This is a genomic window from Dickeya oryzae, from assembly GCF_020406815.2.
GTDB classification, from domain to species: Bacteria; Pseudomonadota; Gammaproteobacteria; order Enterobacterales; family Enterobacteriaceae; genus Dickeya; species Dickeya oryzae.
Window position 1 is genome coordinate 2545426 of the sequence record NZ_CP162670.1, and the last position, 21995, is coordinate 2567420.

Consider the following 21995-nt stretch of genomic DNA (forward strand, 5'->3'; position numbering starts at 1 on the left):
AAACCCCATGCCGTGCCGACACAGGAAAATGGGTTTAACGTAGTGAAATAAAATCACTATTTTTTAATAAATAAACGATATTGCGTGTGTCAGAACGACACCCCGACCCGGTAACCCACCACCAGGGCGTCGGGTTGCAGCCATACCGGGTAGGATATCGGCCACCCCATCGTCACCTGCTGGCTGAGCCAGCGGTTGGCCACGGTGACCCCAACGGCGCCCCCCCATAACGAGGCCGCTGTCGCGTCATCCTGTTTATGGTTGTAGAGGTGCCCCCCGTCGATGGCGGCCATGAAGGTGACCGTGCCCATGACCGGCAACTGCCACGTCTGCCAGTTCAGCTCATTACGCCAGTACGCCCCCCGGTTACCGGCGGTGTACTGTTCACGAAACCCGCGGATGGACGACTCCCCGCCCAGTGTCAGCTGTTCACTACCGTACAGCGCACGGGCCGAATATTGTCCGTACAGACTGCCGAGGTAGGTGATGCTGTCGGTAACCGGGTGATAGTAGCTGGCGGACAGCGTCCATTTATTGAACTCGGCTCGCGGCGCATCGGCGCTTTTGTCGGTATCGGTTTCTGCGCCAAGCCAGCGGACACCGCGGTTATAGGTTGGGTTAACCGTCGCCAGGCCGCCCCATAGCTTCTGGCTGTGGTTGACCCCTAACGACACACTGCTCAACGTGCGACTGCTGGACGGCAATAGTGCCCCGTTCAGATAGTTGTTACCGGTTCGCTGACTGAGCGCGCCGGTCAGCGCGGTTTTCATCGTGCCGTTGCGGAACACCACACGCGACAACGACAGCCGGTGGGTATCGCTGTCACCGGTAGAGCGCCAGGGGAAATCGCGGTTGATGAAGGTATTGCGATAACGGCTTTGAGCGTAGCTGTAGCCCAGGCTCCAGTAGCCATAGGGCAGTGAAAAACCGGCCTGCAGCATCTGCGCATCATGACTGGTAGCAAAACGGCTGCTGTGACCGGCAGTGAGAAACCACTGGTCCGCCGCGCCGAACAGATTATCCAGCGTCAGGCTGCCGGTCAGTTGTTCCTGACCGGTGCTTTTCTGGCCGCTGTTGTCGACGGTCAGGCCACCGCTAAACGGCAGGCGGGCTTCGCGGGTCAGGTTCACCACCGAGTACCCCGGCGTGCTGCCCGGTAGGATTTCGATGGTCACCTGCTGGGACGGCATGCGGTTCATCTGCTCCATCCCCTGTTCGATATCGCGCAGGTTCAGGATGTCTCCGTCATGAGCCGGAAACGCGGTACGGGTCATCCGTTCCGTTTGTTTGTTGATGGTGATTTTTTCCAGCCGCCCTTCCAGAATTTCCAGTTGCAGCACGCCCCCTGACAAATCCTGTTCACTCAAAAACGCCCGACTGGTGATATAGCCGCGCTGGATATACCAGTTACTGACGTCATGCACCAACTGGTTGATGTGCTCAAGGTTGTTGCAACGATTGAGGTAGCCAGCGGTCAGGGTGGCCTGATCCCGTGGGCTCAGTAACGTACTGTGATTAAAGCGAATTTCATGCAGGGTAAAACAGGGGCCTGACGGCGTGTTATCCGCTTTTAGTGGTGCCTGCACGATGTTGCTTAACTGCTGGAGGGCTTCCCGCTGCTGGCGGGACTGTTCAATCACGTCCGACTGATGTTGCTGGATTTCACTTCGCTCCGCCGGATTCAGCGGTGCGCCGAGCGCGGAAACGGAATAACCGATAAAGAAAAAGCTCACGATCAGGTCAGCTTTCCTGCGACTGACAGGCATGATGCACATCCATGTAAATAGAAACAGAAGGTAAAGATTACCTAAATAATAATGTGCATTTATTTCGAAAACAATACAAAAACTTACAATTCGATTACCGCAAAACGCCGATATTTCAGAAACAACCCATTGATTTTAGTGATTTTCATATTTTTTTATGACAATAAGTTCTAAAAAGAACCCATAACAGCAACCAGGATCACAATATTGCTGGTACGTCGATGAATAAAAGGAAACGAAATCTATAAATAGGAAACTGGATCCGAATGAAAACGTACCCAGCCTGCCTCTGTTCTACAGCAGAAGAGACGAGTTTCCTCGCCTCTTCCCGACCGTCATTGCCTGATATTCATGGCGCGTTATCAGGCGTTCGCCAGCTTACCTAACGCCATGTTGGCTATCTTGTCACCGACGACGCCAGCATCAATGCCCAGTGATGCACCGCCTGCCCCCCGCAGATTCAGGTTGGTATTCCCGGTATCACCCGCTACCGCGCTTTTAATCATCCCCAGCGCCTGACGGAATTTATCCATGCTGGCACCGGTCATGCCGTCATCATCCGGTTTACTCAGCGCTTTCGCCCAGGATTTGTCGTCTGTTTTTGCTGAGCTCCAGTTGTCTTTCTGGTACTGCGGTTTACCAAAAATTTCCGGATATTGATCCATAAACTGGCCGACTTCTTTTGCCAGCCCACGATCTTCCTTATCCACAAAATGCCGGTTATTGCCATCTACATGGGTGCTGACATTGCTCAGGGCATTGAGCGCCGCATTCTGCCCCACGCCCATACCGATGGCATTGCCCAACTGGTTGAATGCGCCTGCGCCACTCAGCCCTTGCAAACCGCCAGCCCCCAGCGATAGCCCGGAGAAGCCGCCCATCGCCTGCCCCAAACCATTACCCAGAATGGAGGACAACGCATTCCCCACCCCTTTACCGAATGCGTCCATGTTGTCCGGTGTCATCTGGTTGCCGTTTAGCAAAGACTGAGGCATCTGATCGCCCTGCTTCATCATGCCGTTAGCCGTACTGTTGCCCAAAAGCGTATTCAATACCTTCTGGAACATGTCAGACAACGGGTCACTGCCCGATGCCGACGTGGCGTTGCCAGCCCCTTGTCCGCCGCCAGCGCCTTGTTTCGCCCCTAACGCCTGCGCCATAACACTGGCAAACATCATCGCGGTCATCGCAGAAGTCAGCTTATCGATAGTGCTGCTCAGCTTGTCCATACTGGAACCCAATGATGGCGTCGCGCTATTCAGGCCTTTTAGGCCTTGTGACCCCAGTCCCAGCCCGGCGATACCCAAATCGCCGCCGATGTGTGCTTTGATCGTAATTTGCATAATCTCGTTTCCTCATTCATGTCAGATGTTCGCAACAGTACCTGCAACGGATGCCTACGCCGCTCCCGATGTGGGCATCATGATGGATACTGGTTACTGAGTGACACGGGCAGTGAAACGGTTCCCCCTATTCACCGGTCTGGCCTAAAAAAGCGGCAGTTACCGCACAAATCGCGGCACGTTGCGCTCTTTTTGCGCTCGCATTGTCGCAACCGGCGGTAATGTCAGCTCGGCCAAGGCAAACAGCTGTTCAACCCGTTGTGCATAGGAGTCAGACGCAGGTGGCAACGGCCACCAGAGGATCAGTACATCGCTGCCGTTCAGGCACAGGTGGCATCCGTCATACTCCGCCGCTTGCTGATAACGGCGTTCGAGCAGGCGGCGATACAAACCGGGATAGTGTTTCCCAGGGTGAATCTGCAACATGAGTTCATAGCCATGCTCAGCGAGCTGAAACACCAGCTCGATACCGGATTGCAACGACCAGCGCGCCGCCTGATGCCGGGTAATCGCGGCCATAAACGCCATCATGGCATCAACCCCCCGGATGCTATCGGTCATGGCACGCTCACCAGAGTAAAATCGGCCGCGCCGGGTCGCATGTCCGTCTGCCACCAGATAACCATCTGTCGGCCATCAGGATCCGGACGGCAGTTCACAGATGTACAAGCGCTGGTTGGCGTGCGGGTAGCACAAGCGCTCAGCATCAGCGCCGCGCACAGCAGCATCAGGGTTTGATAACGCATCATTTTTCTTCCTCACGCTATGAATGGTGTGAACCGTCAGGGGGTAATGAGTGACGCACGCGCAGGTTGTGTGTTTTTGGCCGGAAGCAGCGCCAGATATACCTCGGTAGATTCGCCGGGGGCCAGCGTCGTCTTCGGCCAGGCGGCGACCGCCAGCGTACGACTACTGGCACACCGGGCTTCGTCAAAACGCTGGGGATGGATGCCGGTATTTTTCACCACGCCTACCGTCAGGCTGAAAGACACATTGCTGTACCACTGGTGGCGGTTATTCTGATAACTCAACGACGGTGACGTGCGGCATATGTCCGACAAACGCGGCCCATGAGTCTCACTGGTGAACCCGGCTGGTGTCTGGCCGCTGGCCAGATCGCGCATGGCATTTTCTACCATGCCGAACAGATCGGTTTTGCTATTGCGCTGCGCTACGCGCCCCATCGCGTCATTCAACTGACGACGGTTATCCGCCGACACAAACCGGGTAGGGTCGTTCTGGTCGCCAATCAGATGCGGGGTAAGAATAAATAACCGTTCACGGCGAGAAACTTCGTGCTGGCGGGAGGTGAACAGTTTGCCGATCCAGGGAATATCGCCCAGCAACGGCACACGTTTATCACGATCGCCACTTTCCTCGACATGAAACCCACCCAGCACCAGCGCCCGGTTTTCGCCAATCAGCGCTTGTGTGCTGACGGTGCCGCGCTTCACGCCGGAGGCGGTGCCTTCAGTATTGGTTTCCACCTGACCGTCTTCAATGTCGATCACCAGTTGAATGCTACTCAGGCTGCCGCGACCGACGACACGCGGCGTGACCTGCAGGCTGGTGCCCGCCGTCACCGGTTGTACATTCGCCACCCGCTCACCGGTGGCGGTAATAAAGGCGGTACGGCTGAAATCGATCACCGCGGGTTGGTTTTCCAGCGTCAGTACCGACGGATTAGCCACAATCGACGCGGTTCCCTCACCTTCCAGCGCCTGAATATCGGCGAAAAACCGTTTGAAATCGCTGACAAAGAGCGTGCTGGAGCCTGACATCAGGTTAGCGCCGCCGGTCACCGCACCCAGTTTCCCCTGCCAGTTGGCTTCCAGCCTTGAGAGCGCCGTGCGATCGACATCCAAAATGATCGCATCAATGTTGACCAGATTTTGCGGCACATCGATCTTGTCGATCAGTTGCTGGTATTCCTCCCGCCGTTTTTCGTCGTCACGAATCAGGAGCGCGTTGTTACGCACGTCTGCCGATACCTTGCCATTAAGTTGATCTTTTTTACGGGAACTGGCCGCCTCACCGCTGCTGGAGCGGCTCGCCAGTCGAGCCAACATGGCGCGAGCATTACGTTCAATGGCCTGGCTGGCATCCTGCCCACCGGCCCCGTTGGCCTGCGCCATCCCACCCTCACTGCCCATACCACTAACAGCACCTGATGCCCCCGCCGGAGTGCTGCGGTTGCCATCCATCAGCTCATTTAACATGGTCGCCACGCCGGGGATCACCAAACGCTGGTCACGGTACTGAATGGTACGATCGGATACCGAGGCATATCGCAGCGGAAACATCATCACCTTGCGGCGATCGTCTTTGGTTTCGCGTTGCTGGCTGAAATTGCGGATCAGGCTGACGTACTCCGCGGGGCCGGTGACCAGCACCACGCCTTCCTCGGGCAGTTCCCCCCAGCCAAAACGCGTATCCAGCAAGCCAATACCGGTCAGCGCCTGCTTCATGTCGGGTGCCGCATCCGGCGAGACCTCAATGCGTACCGATGTCTGCTCATCTTGTGGGCTGACGTACAACACATTGTTGTAGACGAACCATTGAAAACGGTGCTCCAGCGCCAGCCTGTCCAGAAACGCGGTGGCGTTGTCGGCACGGATTTTGGCATCAATGTTGACGTCCTCAATGTTGCCGACCCTCAAATCGACGCCATGACTGTTGGCGAAATCCTGTAATACCGCGGATAGTGGGGTTTGTTCGGCGGAATAGGCATAAGCGCCTTTGTTCCAGTCAGATGGCGTCGCCGCGTGCGCGCCGGGCAACATCCCCATCAATACCAGCGACCAGCAAAACAAGCGATAGAGGTTGAATAACAGTGCATACAGCGCGTTACGCATGCTGATCTCCTTGCAAAAAAGCCAGTGTTTTCAGATTCAGCGGCGGCGACGATGCCGGTCTGGCAAGCGGTGCCAGCAGGCTTTGCCAGACATCTCGCTGATTAACCAGCGCTTCCAGTGTGCGGCACAATCGGACGGGGTCATCCGGTTCGTGTCGCATCAGTAACCATAATTGCGCGTCTGCGCCAGACCAGCACAGCGCGGCGGCCTCCATCCCCAAACGCAACACGGCGGCAGACGAATAACGCAGCGCCTTGTGCAGCAACCGGTCATCCACCTTGACCGGCAAGGTCACCACGGCGGCACATCCCACACCGTCGTGATAGCGCGTCAACACCACCGGGCCGTCATCAATATGCAGCGTCAGTTGAGCCTCAGTGCTGTTGAGCCAGCGTTCAATCACGCCGGGTAACTCAGTTGAAGTCATTGATGATGGCCTTCGCCAGACCGTGCTTGACGCTCAGCATCTGTCCGGCGGCCCAGTTGGCGTTTGAGTAGTCCATGCTGGCCTCATAGAACGCATAGGTATCCGCCGGGCTGACCTCTCCCTCCGAAATGGTTTGCGCCATCTCATCAAGCCGGGACTGCGCATCGACAAATGCGCTGTCCAACCGACGCTGAACAGGTGAAGACAAAGACATGGTTGCGTGCTCCTGTGAGTTGAACGGGGTGTTGAGTCGAACGAGTCTGTTGGTTAAACCGACATGGTTTATCTGCAGTTGTGTGGACGGCGAAGCGGCGTGGTTCCCTCGGGCATGAAAAGAGGTGCGCAAGGCGATAGCGAATATGAAGCCATACTGGGAGGGAACAGCCCGTCACATAAAAACAAACAGGCCGTGCCTGATGGCATCGGCCTGTTATGCTAACGGACAGCTATTGAACCGGACGTGTTAAAACGTCGTCGTCCCGTACTGATAACGGTAGAAACGGCGATATTCCGGTTTCTGCGGGTTATCTGTCGACAGTGTTTTCTGCAACGATTTGCCACCGATAAGACCGGTAATACCGTAGGACAGCAGGCTGGTCTGCTTGTCCAGTTGGGTGATCAAATCCGTTTTCACACCAGCCGCAAGCTGGTCGAGATAAGCGTTTTCAATCTGGCTCAGCAGGCGGGCCGATTGCTCCCAGTTAGGGTCGAACGACACCAGTTGCTGTAAAAACGCAATCGGTGCGACGCCTTTACCCTGATACAACGCGGAAATTTCGTCTTCTTTGCTGACCGGTGCCGAGTGGCGGAAACCAGCCATCACCAGTTTTGCGCGTTTGGCGGGACCGGCCTGTTTGCCCATTTGCTCGGTGATGAAATGATACCAGCGGTAGTCAAAGGCAAAGCTGGAGCGAGCATCATACCGGGCGCTGTAGACGATGGTATCGAACACCTCTCGCCCGCCGAACCATTTGCTTTCCAGTTCAGCCAGGATCTGCGCCAGGGTTTTATCCTTCAGAATCGCGTTAAAGGCGTTGGTGTCTTTATCCGTACTCTGCTGTCCTTGCACCGGGTCGACCACCACCAGTCGAATCGTTTTCGCGTTCGCCCAAACGCCCGGTTCCTGATTTTGCACCGCCAGATGATACAGCTCGGCCAAAAACTCGGTTAAGCCCACCGCCGCGCCCCGGCTGTGCCCGCCGACCACCAGTTGGTATTCCTTCAGCGTCTTAAGGTAATCCACCAGCGGGAACAGGCTATCCAGCGTGACCACACCGGCACGGTCGTCATAGCCATTGGCCTGGTCATAGAGCACACCCAGCTTTTCGCTCATATCGACAAAGCTGCCGCCCCAACTGGCGCGCTTAGCTAGCGCCTGCGTTTTGGTCAACATGGCGGCAGTGCCGATGCCGTCGATAGCAACGACGGCGCTAAAACCGCTGATTTCAACGTTGGCAAGAAAATCCTGTTTCGTGGTGCCCGTGCCGCAGAACCAGATTAGTACTTTATCCATAGGTAACCTCTTGGTTTTCAATCGATAGATTTATGCATCTTCATTGGGCAATGTAGCGCGGCACGCGCCTGCGGGCTGTGTGATAACAACGGAAATTCAGGCCGCAACGATGGTGTAGAACCGGCGATACCGCGTCCATTGCGATAACGGTTCAGACAAAGCGCCTGTCGTCCAAATACCTTCTCAGAGGACTGGCTGAACCGAACGAATGCAGACTACAAGATGAGGCTCGCCGGTGAACGCTGCCGGGGTTGTGTGGTGGTCAGACAGACCGGCGACAGCGCAAGACAACCAGCCCCCGGTCGTCTTACACTGCCAGAGCATAACCAGGGTTATCAGGAGTGAGCGTGGTGAAAACCTATCTTGAAAATGACCAGTTAAATGAGAAATACCCGGTGCAAACATTTGCACTGCAATCGCTGGATGGGAAGGCTACCCTCACCGGTCAGATCAACTACCCGCAAACACCGGCAGGGCGTTATCCGTTAGTGATGCTGGTGCCCGGTAGTGGTATGCACGAACGTCATTATCTGCTTGGCAATAGTGGCACTCAGGCGGATTTTGTTTTTAGCTGTCTGGCACAGGACCTTCTGGACGCCGGGCTGGCGGTGCTGCGGTTTGATGGCCGTGGCGTCAAAAGTCACCCACGCGACAAGACGCTGGATAACCCGGAATACCTGTTCAACCGTGATCTGGCATACCGGCGTTTATTTATCGACGCCGCCGTTCGCCAGACGGTCACCCCACAAAGTCAATGTGACGACCTGTATACGCTCTATCAGTACGCCATCGACCTGCCACACATCGACCGTCACAACCTCATTTTGCTGGGGCATTCCGAAGGCACGATCAATCTTAGCCGCCTGATGACACGTTACACCGTCACGGCCAAAGCCCTGATATTGATCTCCCCACTGTTCTCGTCCATGAAACAACTGATGGAATGGCAGTTGATTCACCGCACGGTCACCTGGCTTAACGCCATTCCGCGTGCGGGTGACCGGCTGACGCTGGAGGAGTTGAAAAACGGGTTTGGTCACAGCCCGCTGGCGTTCCTGCAACCTATCAACGACCTGTTGCCCTACAAGGGATATTGGGATCAAGCGGATTTTGATGCCATGACGGCCAAATTGCAGGCCAGTTTCGAGCAACAAAGTGCGATGGTGTTAGGACATGACGATCAGGAGCCGTGGCCAGCCGACGCGCCATTCACCCACTCGTCTTACGCCTGGTGGAAACAGTGGTATCAGAATGAATTGCCGGAAATTGAGCACCTGGCGCACTGTCAAAGCCGTATTCTCTGTTATTTCGGCGAGATGGATACGCAGGTCAATGTGGCCGCCGAAGTGGCATTATTCGAGCGAGTCCGACACCGCTTTGCGCATGTTGATATCACGCGGCTGCCCGATGTCGGACACACACTCGGTATCCACGGTCTGCTGGGGCCGATGAGCGAGTCGTGCGCCGACCTGCTGGTGCAGGCAGCGCACAATATTGTCACATCATGAATGGTGACACGTGAACGGTGACATCGTGACAACGCGCAAAAGACCATCAGGGTTAACCACAGCGCAATCTGTCAAGCAAGGCATGATCGGGATAACCATCCGCCGCTAACCCCTGCTGCTGCTGATAGGTACGGATTGCCTGCGTGGTGCCGCTTCCAATATTGCCGTCGATAGCGCCCTGATAGAGCTGTTTTTCCTGTAGCAGAATTTGTAGCGCTTCGCGCTCTTTGAGTGTCAACGGCGTTTCCTGCGGCGGCCAGGGTTTGAGTACCGGCGTATCATGCTGGTAGTTATCCGACAGCAAGCCAACCGTAAGGGCGTAGGAAACGTAATTGTTATACCGCAGAATAGCGCGGAAATTCCCCGTCACCAGAAACGCCGGGCCATTCTTGCCGACCGGCAGCAATATCGAGGCTTTCTCAGCAGACAGCGATGTCAGGTCTCGGGGCACGGCAGTTTTCACCCCCAGTGCCTGCCAGTCAGCAACGGTTTTCTGATTATCCAAACCGGAAACAGCATAATCGAAACGGGCGGGCAGATTGACCTCCATCCCCCAGGGCACACCCGCTTTCCATTTGGCCTGCTGCATGTAATTTGCTACTGACGCCAGCGTATCCGGGAATGAGGTCCAGATATCAGGGTGGTGATCGCCATCAAAATCCACCGCGTATTGCAGATAAGAGGTGGGTATAAACTGGGGCATCCCCATTGCGCCAGCCCAGGAGCCTTTTATCTGATCTGGCCGCGCATCGCCGTTTTGAATCATGCGTAACGCCGCAATCAGATTCTGCCGGTTAAACGCCCGACGATAATTGTAGTAATCCAACGTCGCCAGCGAACGGACAACCGCTTTGTTACCGGTATTAGCGCCATAATGGCTTTCAATGGAGAGAAAGGCGAACAGCAAAGGAGGCTCCACCTGATAGCGCTGCTCGATACGCGCCGTCACCTTCTGGTATTGCTTGAGCAAGGTTTTCCCTTGCGCCAGGTTATCCGGCGTCACCCGCTGTGCAATGTAAGTCCACACCGGCACGATCACTTCGGGCTGTTTCTGCGTAGCCGCCACCACGTCGTTGTCTGGGGTCAGACCGGCGAATGCGCTATCAAAGGTATCTGCCGTAATTCCCTGAGCCAGCGCGTCCTGACGTACCTCGGTTTTCCATTGCTCAAGGCTTTCATCTGGCGTCGGTAGCCCTGCGGGCGCGTTGGTGACACCGTGTGCTTTCAGCAAGCCATCAATATCCTGACATTGGCCGGGAGGCGTATGCCGGTGGGCACAGGAACTTAACCCTCCGGTGCCGAGCAACACCACGATGACCTTGATTACCTTCGATATCGACATCATCGATGATGTCTGGGCACGGTTATTGACCATTTGCTTATTCCATCAGAGACAAAGACAGGCCCTGGTAACCCCGTATCATTAGCAGTATCAGGATTCTAGCGGTATCAAGATTCGTGTTACCGAAATGTGGTTACCGGGTACGGCGATGACAGCGTGTCATTTCTCTTGCAGTACGTGTCATTTCTCTTAAGTAATAGTGCAGCAACAGGTGGGAAGATACAGACAACCGGTGACATAACTGTCACTGGCTGGGATTATCCGTAGTATTACATGAGTCAGAGTAACGACGTATTGCGGTTTGCCCCGGGACTCGTCATCACACACCGTTTAACGTGGGCGTCGGGCCTTGCGGCAACAGGTGTTCTACCGCCTGCTGCCAGCTCAGGGTCATGACGCCCTGCGCGGTAATCAGTTTCAGGGTATCCTGCGTCAGCGCCTCATCGTTGCTGAGTTTCCAGCCCAGATGGCTGTGTTCGGTCAGCCAGGCGGACACATCGGCCTGACGGTCAGGGTGGCAATACAGTGTGCCGCGTCCTTCCCCGCCCTGAGTACGCAATAACTGGCGCAACAACGCCGGGTAACGCTCAGCGTCAGGGACAGTATTGAGGATGTGCTGCATCGCATCACTCAGCACGTGGTTGCACTGCGATACCAGCCAACTTTCCATCTGCTCACGCTCCTGCTGCCAGCCACGTAATATCTCATCCGCCTGCTGCCAGAATTGCCGCTCCGCCTGAATGGTTGCCTGTGCAACAGACTCCCGCGCCTGCTGGCGGGCTTCATCCAATAACACGTGCGCCTGTTGCTGGGCATGGTCTATCACCGTTAGCCCATGCTGGTGCTGCTGCAATTGCCCAATCCGGATCACCTCTGCATCCTGCATATCGGTGCCTGCCACCAGTTTTAAACAGCGTCTGGTCAACATACTCCTTCTCCCTGATAGTGATGAGACTTACGATTGATAACGCAGCGTCAAATAGTTTACATAATAAACTATTTTAAAATGAAACAACCTAAGCCGTATGCCTGCTCTGTCACGACTTTCCAGATGATCGCGTCACACAAACTGGCGATGCGGCTGGCAGGTAAGTCTTTAGACAGCGGCTCTTGCGTGCGTTCACACCAGCCTCGTGGGTACAACAGTGGTAAGCGGCTCCAACAGGGGGCAGAAAAGCGGTGGCGCAATATCACCAACGCATCCTGTTCCCGGTGTTGTGAAAACGTCAGCGACGCAGGCAACCACAAGCCGGGGCGCAGAGCTTTCGCCAACCGTCGGCACCAGACGGCCAGTGCATCCGGTAATTCACCTGACGTTTCACGGCAGACTGCGGCTATCAGCACCAGAACCTGATGACGTGCTGGCAACGCCAGTTGCCCCAGTTGCAACAACGCGTTTTGCGGCTCAGGAGGATAGGCCTCCGCCAGACCAAGACGATGGCGTATGGCGGTATGGTGCACCGATGCCAGCGCCATATCGCTCTCGTCAAAGCACGACGCATCGAACCAACTCGGGTCCGCCTGTTGTAAACAGCCATAGCACCACCACTGGTTCCAGCGCAGGACGTCGTTATCATCGGGCATGCTGTTCATGCTCCGCCCTCACGTCCGGTTGCGCCTGTTGTCTGTTGGCTATCCGTTGTGACCACCAGGGCTTACCGAAACGCCAGCCCAGTACTCCCGCCAGCGCCAACGCCAGTAAACCGGCCAGCCACTGTAATTGCGTCATGGTCTGCGGCATCAGTTGAAACGGCCCCAGTGACACAGTTGGAATATGATCTTTGTACGGTTCTGCTGGCACGAATACGATAGCCAGGTCTTTTTCGCTCTTACCGGCCAGCCCCGGAATACTGCTGGCTACCATACGGCGAATGCGCGGCTCAATGCTGTCCGGCTCCAGCTCTGGCCGGTATTTGATAAACACAGCGGCGGACGCCGGTTGAATGGGTTCCCCCGGTGCAATACGCTCAGGCAGCACAACATGAACCCGCGCCACCAGCACGCCGTCAATTTGCGTGAGTGTGGATTCCACTTCCTGAGACAAGGCATAAATGTAACGAGCGCGCTCTTCCAGCGGTGTGGAAATCACGCCGGTCTTCTGAAATACCTGACCCAGATTAGTGCGGGCCTGACGGGGTAATCCGGCGGCATTGAGAATGTTGACGGATCGCTCCATGTCCTTAACATCAATAAGAATACTGACACCCGCTTTATCCGTGCGCTTTTCCGCCCCGATGTGATAGCCCCCTAACGCGGCAATCACTTCATTGGCATCGTTTTCAGAAAGACCGCGATGGAGCTCCACGCGATCACCGCAACCAGCAATCAGCATCGCCAGTAGCAGGGTCAGGAATCGGTGCAGGATGGATTGACTCATCATGGTGCCATTGATTATGGGTTGATCATGCCTGGGTTAATCATGACGAGGCGGGTCATGGATTCACTCAGGGTTATTCGCGATTATTGCAGGTTGGTCAGTTTTTCCAGGCTCTGAACGCTTTTCGCTACCACCTTAGCGTTGAGCAGACTTTCCAGATAAAACGACGACAATGTCCGGGTCGCATCCATCACATCTTTCGGGTTATTACCGATGATGCTTTTACCGACCTGGCGCTCGGCCTTTTGCAGCAGGTTTTCCAGCTTGTCGGATTTCTCCGCCAGCGCCCCTAGCCAGGCTTTGTTGTCGGCGCTCGGTGTTGCCGGGGCGGTGGGTTCGATAGCGGAGCTAAACCAATTCACATCCGCTTGCGCAGGGGTATCCAGACCACTCGGCGCATTGCCATTAACAACGCTCTGAGGCGCATTGACGCGAGTCACTTTCATCATGAGTCCGTTCCTCTTTGATGGATGTTTTTTGGTGAATGCTTTTTTGATGACCGTTTAGTGATAAAAAACCGGGGGAACGCCCCCCGGTAGCCAACTACCTACACAACATCAGAACTGAATGGCTTTGGCCGCTTTCTGCCCGGAGTTCATGGCTTTGGTGGCGGAGTCCATCTGCATATCCGTGATGGATGAAATAGCGTTGGTTTTCATGGTCTGCGCCTGGGCGGCAGAGGTCATCAGTGTGGTTTGAGCAGCGGTAGCGTCCAGCATTTTCATACTGGTCATAGCAGCAGCGTTAGACAGTCCCATCATGATAGATATCTCCAGTTAACAATTGATTGATAAAGTAAATTTCGCCAGTGAACCGGCGACAGACACAGTCATCGTGTTCATAAGTTAAGTAGGAGAAAGTAAAAGGGAGTTCCAAAAGAGATTCACTTTTTTTCCCCTGGTGGTGATAACAGGATCCAGCCTGATAAATAACAATGACGCAGCTATCGACGCTACGGTTCGCGCTATAATTCGCACTACAGTCCGCGGGCGGCGACATTCAGCAATTTGATACGGTGATAGAGCGTACGTTTAGGGATACCCAGTTCATTGACGACGTTATCGATACAGTGATCGTTACGCTGCAACGCCTCCTGAATCAGAAAACGCTCAATGCGGCGCAACCGTACTTTCAGTGATGTCAGCGGCGTATCACTCCCCGCCTTCTCAGTATTCGCGGCGACCGGCACCGGTGAAAGCCCCAGCACCCAGCGTTCCGCAGCGGCTTTCAGTTCCCGGATATTGCCTGGCCAGTCATGCATCAACAGTTGTTCCTGCATCATGGCTGACACACCGGGTACTGGCCGTTTCAGCCGGGCGGCCGCGTCGTGCAAAAAACGCTGAAACAGCGGCAGGATAATCTCCGTGCGCGAACGTAACGTCGGCAACTGAATTTTTACCGTATCCAGCCGGAAGTAAAGGTCACGGCGAAAACGCCCTTTTTCCACCAGTGTTTGCAATGGCGTTTGTGTGGCGACAATCACCCGCATGTTCACCGGTTTGAACTGGGTGCTGCCCAGCCGCTCGATACCGCGACTTTCCAGTACCCGCAGCATTTTCGCCTGTAGCGTCAACGGCATACTGTCGATTTCATCCAAAAACAGGATGCCTTTGTCTGCAATTTCCAGATACCCGGCACGAGAGCGGCTGGCACCGGTATACGCGCCGGATACCACGCCAAACAATTCGCTTTCCGCCAGTGTTTCAGGGACGGCGGCGCAATTCACCGCCACCAGCGGGCCGGGACAACCGGAAAGCTGGTGAATACGGCGCGCCAGCGTATCTTTGCCGGTGCCGGTTTCGCCTTCCAGTACGATATCAACATGGAGAGGAGCGATAGTGTGGATGAGTGAAGAGAGTGGACCGTGTATATCTTCCAGAGGGGGGGTTAACAAAGACTCATGGGAGACACAATGAAGTGACTGCTCGAATTCATTGCTATTCCTTATCGTCATGACTACTCCTGTATTTTTCCTGTATTCCGTTATCGCGCTGCCAGGTCATATCCCTGTCAGGCCGTTACGTGGGTAACGGCATCCTGCTTATCTGACGACCGTCTCGTCATCTTGACGATTTACTAACGATTAACAGCGATAAATCTGACCGCCTTAACAGATTATTAATGGTATGCGCACACATTACCGTCGGCAGCAAAACAAACCATCAGCCAACCGCTGAAGTTAAGGTAGGGATTTCAGTGTGCGAAGTAGGAATAGTCTGACACCGGAAGCGAGTGTAATCAGCGTGTTACGAAAATTGCGGGCAGGAGTGCCCCCTCAGCCGTCGCAACGTCTCGTCACGACAAACACGGGGGCTAAACAGCACAGTAGCGTCAGACGATTAAACGCTGGCTCAATGCGTATTTCACAATATCCGCATTGGTGGTGAACTGCATCTTCTCCATTAATCGTGATTTATGGGTACTGACGGTTTTATTGCTGATAGCCAGCATATCGGCAATCGCATTCACCCCCAGCCCCTGTGCCAGCATGACCATGATCTGATGCTCGCGCGTGGTCAACAGGTCATGACGCCCATCGCCTTGGGCCTGGCAATCCGCAAACACGATTTGCTCGGCGATGCTGTGGTCAATATAGCGCGCGCCCTGCGCAACCCGGCGAATCGCCGACAATAACGCCTCCGGGTCTTTATCTTTCGTGATATAGCCAAGCGCCCCGCTCTTCAGCACCCGCCGGGCGATTTGCGGCTCGCTGTACATGCTCAATACCAGAATCGGCAAACGCGGATACTGCGCCACAATGCGAATAATCAGCTCTTCGCCGCAAATCCCTGGCATACACATATCCAGCAGCAGCAAATCAACCTGACATTCCCGTAGCTGCGAGAGCACCTGTGAGCCGGTTCCCGCCTCTGCCACCACTTCCAGACTCTCATCTAATGCAAAGATCTGTTTTAACCCTTCGCGCATAATCACATGATCGTCGGCGATCATCAGTTTTATCAGTCTATCCATTCGCGTTTTCGTCCTCTTTAGAGAAATCTGTGTTACGCGGTATCCTGCGGAAACGTTAATCGAACCAGCGTACCGACTCCCAGCTGGCTGTCTATCGTCACTTCCCCTCCCAGCATCCGGCCACGTTCTTTCATACTCATCAGGCCGAAAGCATTCGGTTTACAGGTTTGAGCGTCAAATCCTTTACCGTTATCGCGCACGCTGAGCACAATCATGCCGTCGCGATTTTCCAGCGAAATCACCACCTGTGTCGCCTGGGCGTGGCGTGCAATGTTGGTGAGCGACTCCTGTACTACCCGGAACGCCGCAGTCGCGTACTCATCGTTGAGCAGCACTTCCGGTTCGGGGGCATGCAACAAACAGGGGCAGCGATACTGACGAATAAAATCATCACGTAGCCACTCCAGTGCTGGCGTTAAGCCCATATCCAGCACGTTGGGGCGAAGCCGGGTCGCGACATGTCGCACCACCTGGATGGTCTTATCAGACAATGCCATTAAATTCTGTAATTGTGTCAGCATATGCGGATTATCGCGGGCAAACTGCATGCGCATCAGCGACAGGCTCATGCGCATGGAGGTCAGGTGTTGCCCAAGCTCATCATGGATTTCTCTGGCGATATGCTTGCGCTCCTCTTCACGGGAAATCTCCCTCTGGCACGCCAGCAACCGTAATTGCATGTGAGAGTTCTCGAGCTTTTTTTCGGCGTAGCGTATGGCGGTGATGTCGCGCCCGACCGTCAGAATCGAGGTCAGCCGACCGTTCTGGTCAAACTCCGGCACACACCGGATGTGATGGATAACCCGATGGCGTGTGGTGGTGACACCAATGTCCTCTTCCAGTTCACCCTCAACGCTGCTTTGCGTATCCACCACCTGCTTCACCAGTTGCAAAATTCGCTGTGCGCAGCGGGCATTCGGCAGTAAATCCGTCATCCTGCGGCCACGTAACTGCTCGGCGGTAAAACGCAGGTGGGCCAGCGTAGCCGGGTTGGCATACTGGCAGTTAAGCTCGGGATCAAACCGCGTAATCAGATCCGGTGAATTCTCCACCAGCGCCTGAAATTCCTGCTCACGCGCATAGGCCAGTTGCTCGTTCTGTTTACGCTCACGAATGTCTCTGACTACACACATACTGTACTGTCGTCCTTTATGGAGAAAATGATTCACGCTGACTTCTACCGGCAACACCATCCCTGAGCGGGTTTTATGCTGGGTTTCAAACGTCAGCCCGCGCTTCCAGCAGCGCGGATCGCGCCAGTGGCGATTCGCCTCTTCTTTTTTCCAGCTCAGATCGATGTTGTGTATCTGCATGCGACGAAAATCGAGGCTACTGTAGCCCAGCATGCGGCAGGCCTCGTCATTGACGTAACAAAACCGCTCCCTATCGTTGACGATATAAATGGCATCCTTGATACGGCTAAAGGCAAAATCCACCAGCTCCAGCGGCGGTACGTCGTCCGGATGTTGGTGTTGCCGGGAAGTCGGGGTATATAACATTGCCATCTCCTTGCTAGCGCTAAGCCTGCCGACGCGCGCTTACAGCGTCGGCAGCGAAAGGAAAGCCGCAGGCATCACCTTCAGGTGAGAAGACCTGCGACCCTGTTAGGCGGCACCATCACACTACGTGGCGGCGACAACCTGATGCTGACTGACAGGTTCCTTCATCTCCCGATTCCAGGGAGACGCCCTCCTGAGCATGGCAATATAAGTCATCCCCTGCGCGGGTGTACCACGCAGGGGCTGGGCTTATGCATCAACGGCCTGGCGCAGATATCCTCTGGCGCGGGAAAGACGCGAACGAACAGTACCAATGGGAATGTTGAGCTGAGTAGCAATATCCTGATAGCTGATATCGGCATCCAGCAGCATCACTAACATCTTGCGTGTGTCCTCCGGCAAGTGCGCACTGGCGGCAAGCGCGCGATCCAGCGCGTGATCACACTCGGTAATACGGCTGGGATCGATATCCGTTGACATCACCTCCACGGCCTCCAGCACCTCGTCGCTGATATCGACGATGCGATAACGCGCCTGCTTGAAGTGATTACGCACCAGATTCAAAGCGATGCCGAAAACCCAGGTCTCCGGACGTGAAGCACCGGCGAATTTCTCACGGTTTTTCAACACTTCCAGATAGGTCATCTGTTGTAAATCTTCCACATCCTCACGGTTCGATACACGCTTACGAATGAAGTTTTGCAGTCGCTTGCCATGCAGGCGGAAAACCTGCTCCCAGTCCACGGTATTGGCAGGGGTATGAACCTGACACACATCCAATTGTTTCAGTGCAGTAGTTTCCATTTCATTTACTCTCCATCGTTGTGCCCTCATTGGCGCATCCGGGAGAGCAAGGCGCGTGCCAGCCCATGAAAACTACTTAACCAACTGTTATATAATAATTTATTTTTTATCTGCGTGACGTTTTACGCCAGTTATTGCCCATGAAATTCGGTCCGAATTGCAAACTCTTGCAGAGCAAATCAATCAAATAATTTCAAAAACAAATAATAACTTATTGTTACTTGTTGTTGTTGACTTGCATCATTTAACGGGAACCCACCTCCAGCTCCAGCCACATAACAGCACACCGCTAACGCTGAGGCCGCTTCAGGCAGGACAGGACCATGATTTCACTCAACAACGTTTCTTCTGTGCTCACGACCAGCAGCACATCCATCAACGACAACGATATCGACGATCAGGCACCGGTCGGTTCACCGGCCAAAGCCAGCGAGGCCCGCCCGTCGCACGACAAAGCGCTGAACGATGCGATGGAAGAAGTCACGGCCAGTTTTGGCGAGCAGGTTGAACGAAAAAGCAAAGCGCTTAGCCGTCGGCAAATCAGCCAGCCACAAAGCCGCATGCTGGCCAATATCGAACGTATCGAAAAACTGACAGAGCTGTTTCAGTTACTGGAAAACCCGAAACACCCGGCGCTTGACCAGCAAATTCGTCAGATGCAGACGCTGTTGCAGCAGTCAGCGCCACCGACGGTCGATGCTATTTTGCAAGCGGCAGGCGGTGATGCGGCGCGCAGCGATATCGTGCTGCGCCATGTGTTAAGTCAGGCACAACAGCAGCAGGACGCCGCGCTCACGCAGGCAGCCAGCCAGAGCCTGACGCAGTTGCAACAAGAGAAAGGGCCGGAAGTGCGGGCCGGTCTGAACACCGCCGCCGCTATCTCCCTGTTCAGTACCGATCCAAACCAGAAGCAAGCGCTGCGTGAGCTTTACTACCAGCGCATTGTCCACCACCAGTCTCCCGCCGCCCTGTTGGATGCCCTGCTGGAGCGTTTTGACGCTCAGCATTTCGCGGCCGGATTGCGCACCCTCCAGCGAGCGCTGGCGGCGGATATTGCCTCGCTGGCGCCCTCCATCTCAAAACCGGTGCTGAGCCGGATGCTCAGCAACCTGAACGACTCACGCCAACTCAGCCATACGCTGTCGGCCAGCCAGTCACTGCTGGCAAGGCTGGCATCGCGGATGCCGGAATGCACTCTGAGCGCGGTAGAGCTGACGCGACGATTAATCGGCCTGAGCGGCAACGGGGCGTATGCCCGCGATCTGCACAATCTGGGCCGTGAAGTCGCCGGGCAAGACAGGCAACGCCAGTTGCTGTTTTTCAACGGCTTGCTGCCGCTGGTCAACGACCTGCCGCACCCGCTGTGGCGCGATGCCAAAAACCGGCTCACCGCCCTGCAACTGATTCGTGGTCTGATTGGCGACGTCGCCCAATACGAAAAACAGCAACAGAACGACCGAACCCAGGCTAAGGGGTAACCGATGGCTGTGTTGATCGTATGGCTTAACCGTTTTGCCATGAGCGCGATGCAACGCTCCGAGGTGGTGGGTGCCGTGATCGTCATGGCGATTGTGTTCATGATGATCATCCCGCTGCCAACCGATCTTATCGACGTGCTGATCGCGTTCAATATCTGTATTTCATCGCTGCTGATTGTGCTGGCGATGTACCTGCCCAAACCGTTGGCGTTTTCCACGTTCCCGGCGGTACTGCTGCTGACCACCATGTTTCGGCTGGCGCTGTCTATCTCCACCACCCGGCAGATCCTGCTGCAACAGGATGCGGGTCACGTGGTGGAGGCATTCGGTAACTTTGTGGTGGGCGGCAACCTGGCGGTCGGTCTGGTGATCTTCCTGATCCTGACGGTGGTGAACTTTCTGGTCATTACCAAAGGGTCGGAGCGGGTGGCGGAAGTCGCCGCACGTTTTACGCTGGATGCCATGCCCGGTAAACAAATGTCCATCGACAGTGACCTGCGTGCCGGGCTGATTGACTCGCAACAGGCTCGTCAGCGCCGGGAAAACCTCGCCAAAGAGAGCCAACTGTTCGGCGCAATGGACGGTGCGATGAAGTTCGTGAAAGGGGATGCTATCGCCAGTCTGGTGATCGTGTTGATCAACATGATTGGTGGCTTCGCCATCGGCGTACTGCAAAACGGCATGGCCGCTGGTGACGCCATGCATATCTACTCGGTGTTAACCATCGGCGACGGGTTGATTGCCCAGATCCCGGCGCTGCTGATTTCCCTGACCGCCGGGATGATCATCACCCGTGTATCAGCCGACGGCCAGAAAACGGACAACAATATTGGCCGGGAAATTGCCGAACAGCTAACCAGCCAGCCCAAAGCCTGGATTATCTCCTCGGTCGGCATGCTGGGTTTCGCCCTGCTACCGGGGATGCCAACACTGGTTTTTCTGATGATCAGTCTGGTTTCGCTCGGCAGCGGGTTATTCCAGCTCTGGCGTGCCAAACAAAACGGCCTGCAGGATGCGTTACTGGCAAACGACAACCTGCCTGCCGACCAGAACGGTTATCAGGACCTGCGGCGTTTCAACCCCACCCGTGCCTACCTGCTGCAGTTTCACACGGTATGGCAAAGCGCCGCGGCTGCCGCTGTTTTGGTGCAAAACATACGACGTCTGCGCAACCAGCTGGTGTACCACTTTGGTTTTACCCTGCCCTCGTTCGATATCGAGTTCACTCCTGCCATACCGGAAGATGAATTCCGTTTCTGTGTCTATGAAATCCCGCAGTTGCGGGCCAGCTTCGGCGTGCCATTACTGGCCGTTTCACGGGAACAACTACCGCAAGACGCACCGGACGACGGCATGATACCCGGCTTGCCTGCCCGCGATGAACAGCACCTGCTGTGGATGACGCCGGAACACCCGATGCTGCAACAGCCACAACTGAGCCCCTGGAGCGCGGAAGCGCTGATCCTGACGCGCATGGAGAATGCGATGCACCGCAGCGGCGCGCAGTTTATCGGGCTACAGGAAACCAAGTCGATCCTCGCCTGGCTGGAGAGCGAACAACCGGAACTGGCGCAGGAGCTGCAACGCATCATGCCGCTGTCGCGCTTTGCCAGTGTGCTGCAACGGCTAGCGTCGGAACGGGTGCCACTACGCTCAGTGCGGCCGATTGCCGAAGCGCTGATCGATATCGGCCAGCATGAGCGCGACATCAACGCCCTGACCGACTATGTGCGTCTGGAACTGAAAGCTCAGATTTGCCACCAGTACAGTCAGGACGACAGCCTTACTGTTTGGTTGCTGACACCGGAAAGCGAAGAGCTGCTGCGTGATGCGTTGCGCCAGACGCAAAACGACACCTTTTTCGCGCTAAACCAGGAATACGCCGCCACCCTGCTCGGCCAGTTGCGACGCGCATTCCCGCCAATGCTGCCGTCATCAGCCCTGATCCTGGTCGCGCAGGACCTGCGCAGTCCGCTGCGCATTCTGTTACAGGACGAGTTTCATCACGTCCCTGTGCTGTCATTCACCGAATTGGAATCGCACCTGTCCATCAACGTTGCCGGTCGTATCGACCTGCTGGACAGGACTGACCCTTTTAACGCATAGGAAA

Annotated in this window: 21 protein-coding genes; 3 read left to right on the forward strand and 18 right to left on the reverse strand. The window is 55.4% G+C overall.

Translation table 11 applies throughout. The features are described 5' to 3' along the window. Positions 1 to 89 precede the first annotated feature (89 nt). The 8 genes from LF929_RS11225 to LF929_RS11260 all read right to left on the reverse strand — a co-directional run bounded on the left by LF929_RS11225 (position 90) and on the right by LF929_RS11260 (position 7904). Positions 90 to 1766 carry a ShlB/FhaC/HecB family hemolysin secretion/activation protein gene (locus LF929_RS11225; RefSeq protein ID WP_226093513.1) on the reverse strand — a complete coding sequence of 559 codons (1677 nt, stop codon included), beginning with the start codon at positions 1764 to 1766 and terminating at the stop codon, positions 90 to 92. Between the two features lie 362 nt (positions 1767 to 2128). Beyond that, positions 2129 to 3109, reverse strand: a complete 981-nt coding sequence (hrpN, locus tag LF929_RS11230) for a harpin HrpN (protein ID WP_226093514.1) — start codon at positions 3107 to 3109, stop codon at positions 2129 to 2131. A gap of 159 nt (positions 3110 to 3268) precedes the next feature. Further along, positions 3269 to 3670: an HrpV family type III secretion system protein gene (gene hrpV / locus LF929_RS11235; protein ID WP_210177629.1), complete on the reverse strand. Its 402-nt coding sequence runs from the start codon at positions 3668 to 3670 to the stop codon at positions 3269 to 3271. Beyond that, positions 3667 to 3858, reverse strand: coding sequence for an HrpT family type III secretion system protein (gene hrpT / locus LF929_RS11240; protein WP_226093515.1), 192 nt, complete (start codon positions 3856 to 3858; stop codon positions 3667 to 3669). Before hrpT ends, hrpV begins: the two co-directional genes overlap by 4 nt. A gap of 33 nt (positions 3859 to 3891) precedes the next feature. Then, positions 3892 to 5964 (reverse strand): type III secretion system outer membrane ring subunit SctC, encoded by a 2073-nt coding sequence (sctC, locus tag LF929_RS11245; protein ID WP_226093516.1) that lies wholly within the window; start codon positions 5962 to 5964, stop codon positions 3892 to 3894. Further along, on the reverse strand, positions 5957 to 6391 hold the full coding sequence (locus tag LF929_RS11250) for a type III secretion system chaperone (protein ID WP_038907832.1): 435 nt from the start codon (positions 6389 to 6391) through the stop codon (positions 5957 to 5959). Before LF929_RS11250 ends, sctC begins: the two co-directional genes overlap by 8 nt. Then, the gene (locus tag LF929_RS11255) at positions 6378 to 6605 is read right to left on the reverse strand and encodes a type III secretion protein HrpF (RefSeq protein WP_016942324.1); all 228 of its coding nucleotides are present in this window, start codon (positions 6603 to 6605) and stop codon (positions 6378 to 6380) included. The genes LF929_RS11250 and LF929_RS11255 overlap by 14 nt, the downstream gene beginning before the upstream one ends. 249 nt (positions 6606 to 6854) lie before the next feature. Then, complete coding sequence (locus tag LF929_RS11260; RefSeq protein ID WP_038907831.1) at positions 6855 to 7904, reverse strand: hypothetical protein; 1050 nt, start codon at positions 7902 to 7904, stop codon at positions 6855 to 6857. Between the two features lie 350 nt (positions 7905 to 8254). On the opposite strand from LF929_RS11260, the gene LF929_RS11265 reads away from it, so the two are divergent. After that, positions 8255 to 9412, forward strand: coding sequence for an alpha/beta hydrolase (locus tag LF929_RS11265; RefSeq protein WP_226093517.1), 1158 nt, complete (start codon positions 8255 to 8257; stop codon positions 9410 to 9412). 52 nt (positions 9413 to 9464) lie between these two features. Here the strand turns inward: LF929_RS11265 and LF929_RS11270 are convergent, their stop codons facing one another. The 10 genes from LF929_RS11270 to LF929_RS11315 all read right to left on the reverse strand — a co-directional run bounded on the left by LF929_RS11270 (position 9465) and on the right by LF929_RS11315 (position 18407). After that, positions 9465 to 10787 carry a lytic murein transglycosylase gene (locus tag LF929_RS11270; protein ID WP_226093518.1) on the reverse strand — a complete coding sequence of 441 codons (1323 nt, stop codon included), beginning with the start codon at positions 10785 to 10787 and terminating at the stop codon, positions 9465 to 9467. 286 nt (positions 10788 to 11073) lie between these two features. Then, positions 11074 to 11682, reverse strand: coding sequence for a type III secretion system stator protein SctL (gene sctL / locus LF929_RS11275; protein ID WP_226093519.1), 609 nt, complete (start codon positions 11680 to 11682; stop codon positions 11074 to 11076). A 68-nt stretch (positions 11683 to 11750) separates the two neighbouring features. Then, the gene (locus LF929_RS11280) at positions 11751 to 12338 is read right to left on the reverse strand and encodes a serine kinase (protein ID WP_368678939.1); all 588 of its coding nucleotides are present in this window, start codon (positions 12336 to 12338) and stop codon (positions 11751 to 11753) included. After that, on the reverse strand, positions 12328 to 13131 hold the full coding sequence (sctJ, locus tag LF929_RS11285; RefSeq protein WP_226093555.1) for a type III secretion system inner membrane ring lipoprotein SctJ: 804 nt from the start codon (positions 13129 to 13131) through the stop codon (positions 12328 to 12330). The genes LF929_RS11280 and sctJ overlap by 11 nt, the downstream gene beginning before the upstream one ends. An 83-nt stretch (positions 13132 to 13214) precedes the next feature. Continuing rightward, on the reverse strand, positions 13215 to 13580 hold the full coding sequence (locus LF929_RS11290; RefSeq protein WP_210177623.1) for an EscI/YscI/HrpB family type III secretion system inner rod protein: 366 nt from the start codon (positions 13578 to 13580) through the stop codon (positions 13215 to 13217). 108 nt (positions 13581 to 13688) lie between these two features. Further along, complete coding sequence (locus LF929_RS11295; RefSeq protein WP_019845523.1) at positions 13689 to 13892, reverse strand: hypothetical protein; 204 nt, start codon at positions 13890 to 13892, stop codon at positions 13689 to 13691. Between the two features lie 215 nt (positions 13893 to 14107). Further along, positions 14108 to 15085, reverse strand: coding sequence for a sigma 54-interacting transcriptional regulator (locus LF929_RS11300; RefSeq protein WP_038907824.1), 978 nt, complete (start codon positions 15083 to 15085; stop codon positions 14108 to 14110). A 377-nt stretch (positions 15086 to 15462) separates the two neighbouring features. Then, positions 15463 to 16104, reverse strand: coding sequence for a response regulator transcription factor (locus LF929_RS11305; RefSeq protein ID WP_012884573.1), 642 nt, complete (start codon positions 16102 to 16104; stop codon positions 15463 to 15465). Positions 16105 to 16136: 32 nt separating this feature from the next. After that, positions 16137 to 17603 carry a PAS domain S-box protein gene (locus LF929_RS11310; protein ID WP_210174988.1) on the reverse strand — a complete coding sequence of 489 codons (1467 nt, stop codon included), beginning with the start codon at positions 17601 to 17603 and terminating at the stop codon, positions 16137 to 16139. Positions 17604 to 17852: 249 nt separating this feature from the next. Further along, positions 17853 to 18407 carry an RNA polymerase sigma factor gene (locus LF929_RS11315; RefSeq protein ID WP_038907823.1) on the reverse strand — a complete coding sequence of 185 codons (555 nt, stop codon included), beginning with the start codon at positions 18405 to 18407 and terminating at the stop codon, positions 17853 to 17855. Between the two features lie 323 nt (positions 18408 to 18730). Between LF929_RS11315 and sctW the strand changes: the two genes are divergently transcribed. Together sctW and sctV are read left to right on the forward strand one after the other, a co-directional pair. Beyond that, a complete protein-coding gene (gene sctW / locus LF929_RS11320) occupies positions 18731 to 19885 on the forward strand; it encodes a type III secretion system gatekeeper subunit SctW (protein WP_038907822.1) in 1155 nt (384 codons plus the stop codon). Between the two features lie 3 nt (positions 19886 to 19888). Then, entirely contained in the window at positions 19889 to 21991 is a 2103-nt protein-coding gene (gene sctV, locus LF929_RS11325; protein ID WP_210177619.1) for a type III secretion system export apparatus subunit SctV, read from the forward strand. The last annotated feature ends 4 nt before the right edge of the window (positions 21992 to 21995 follow it).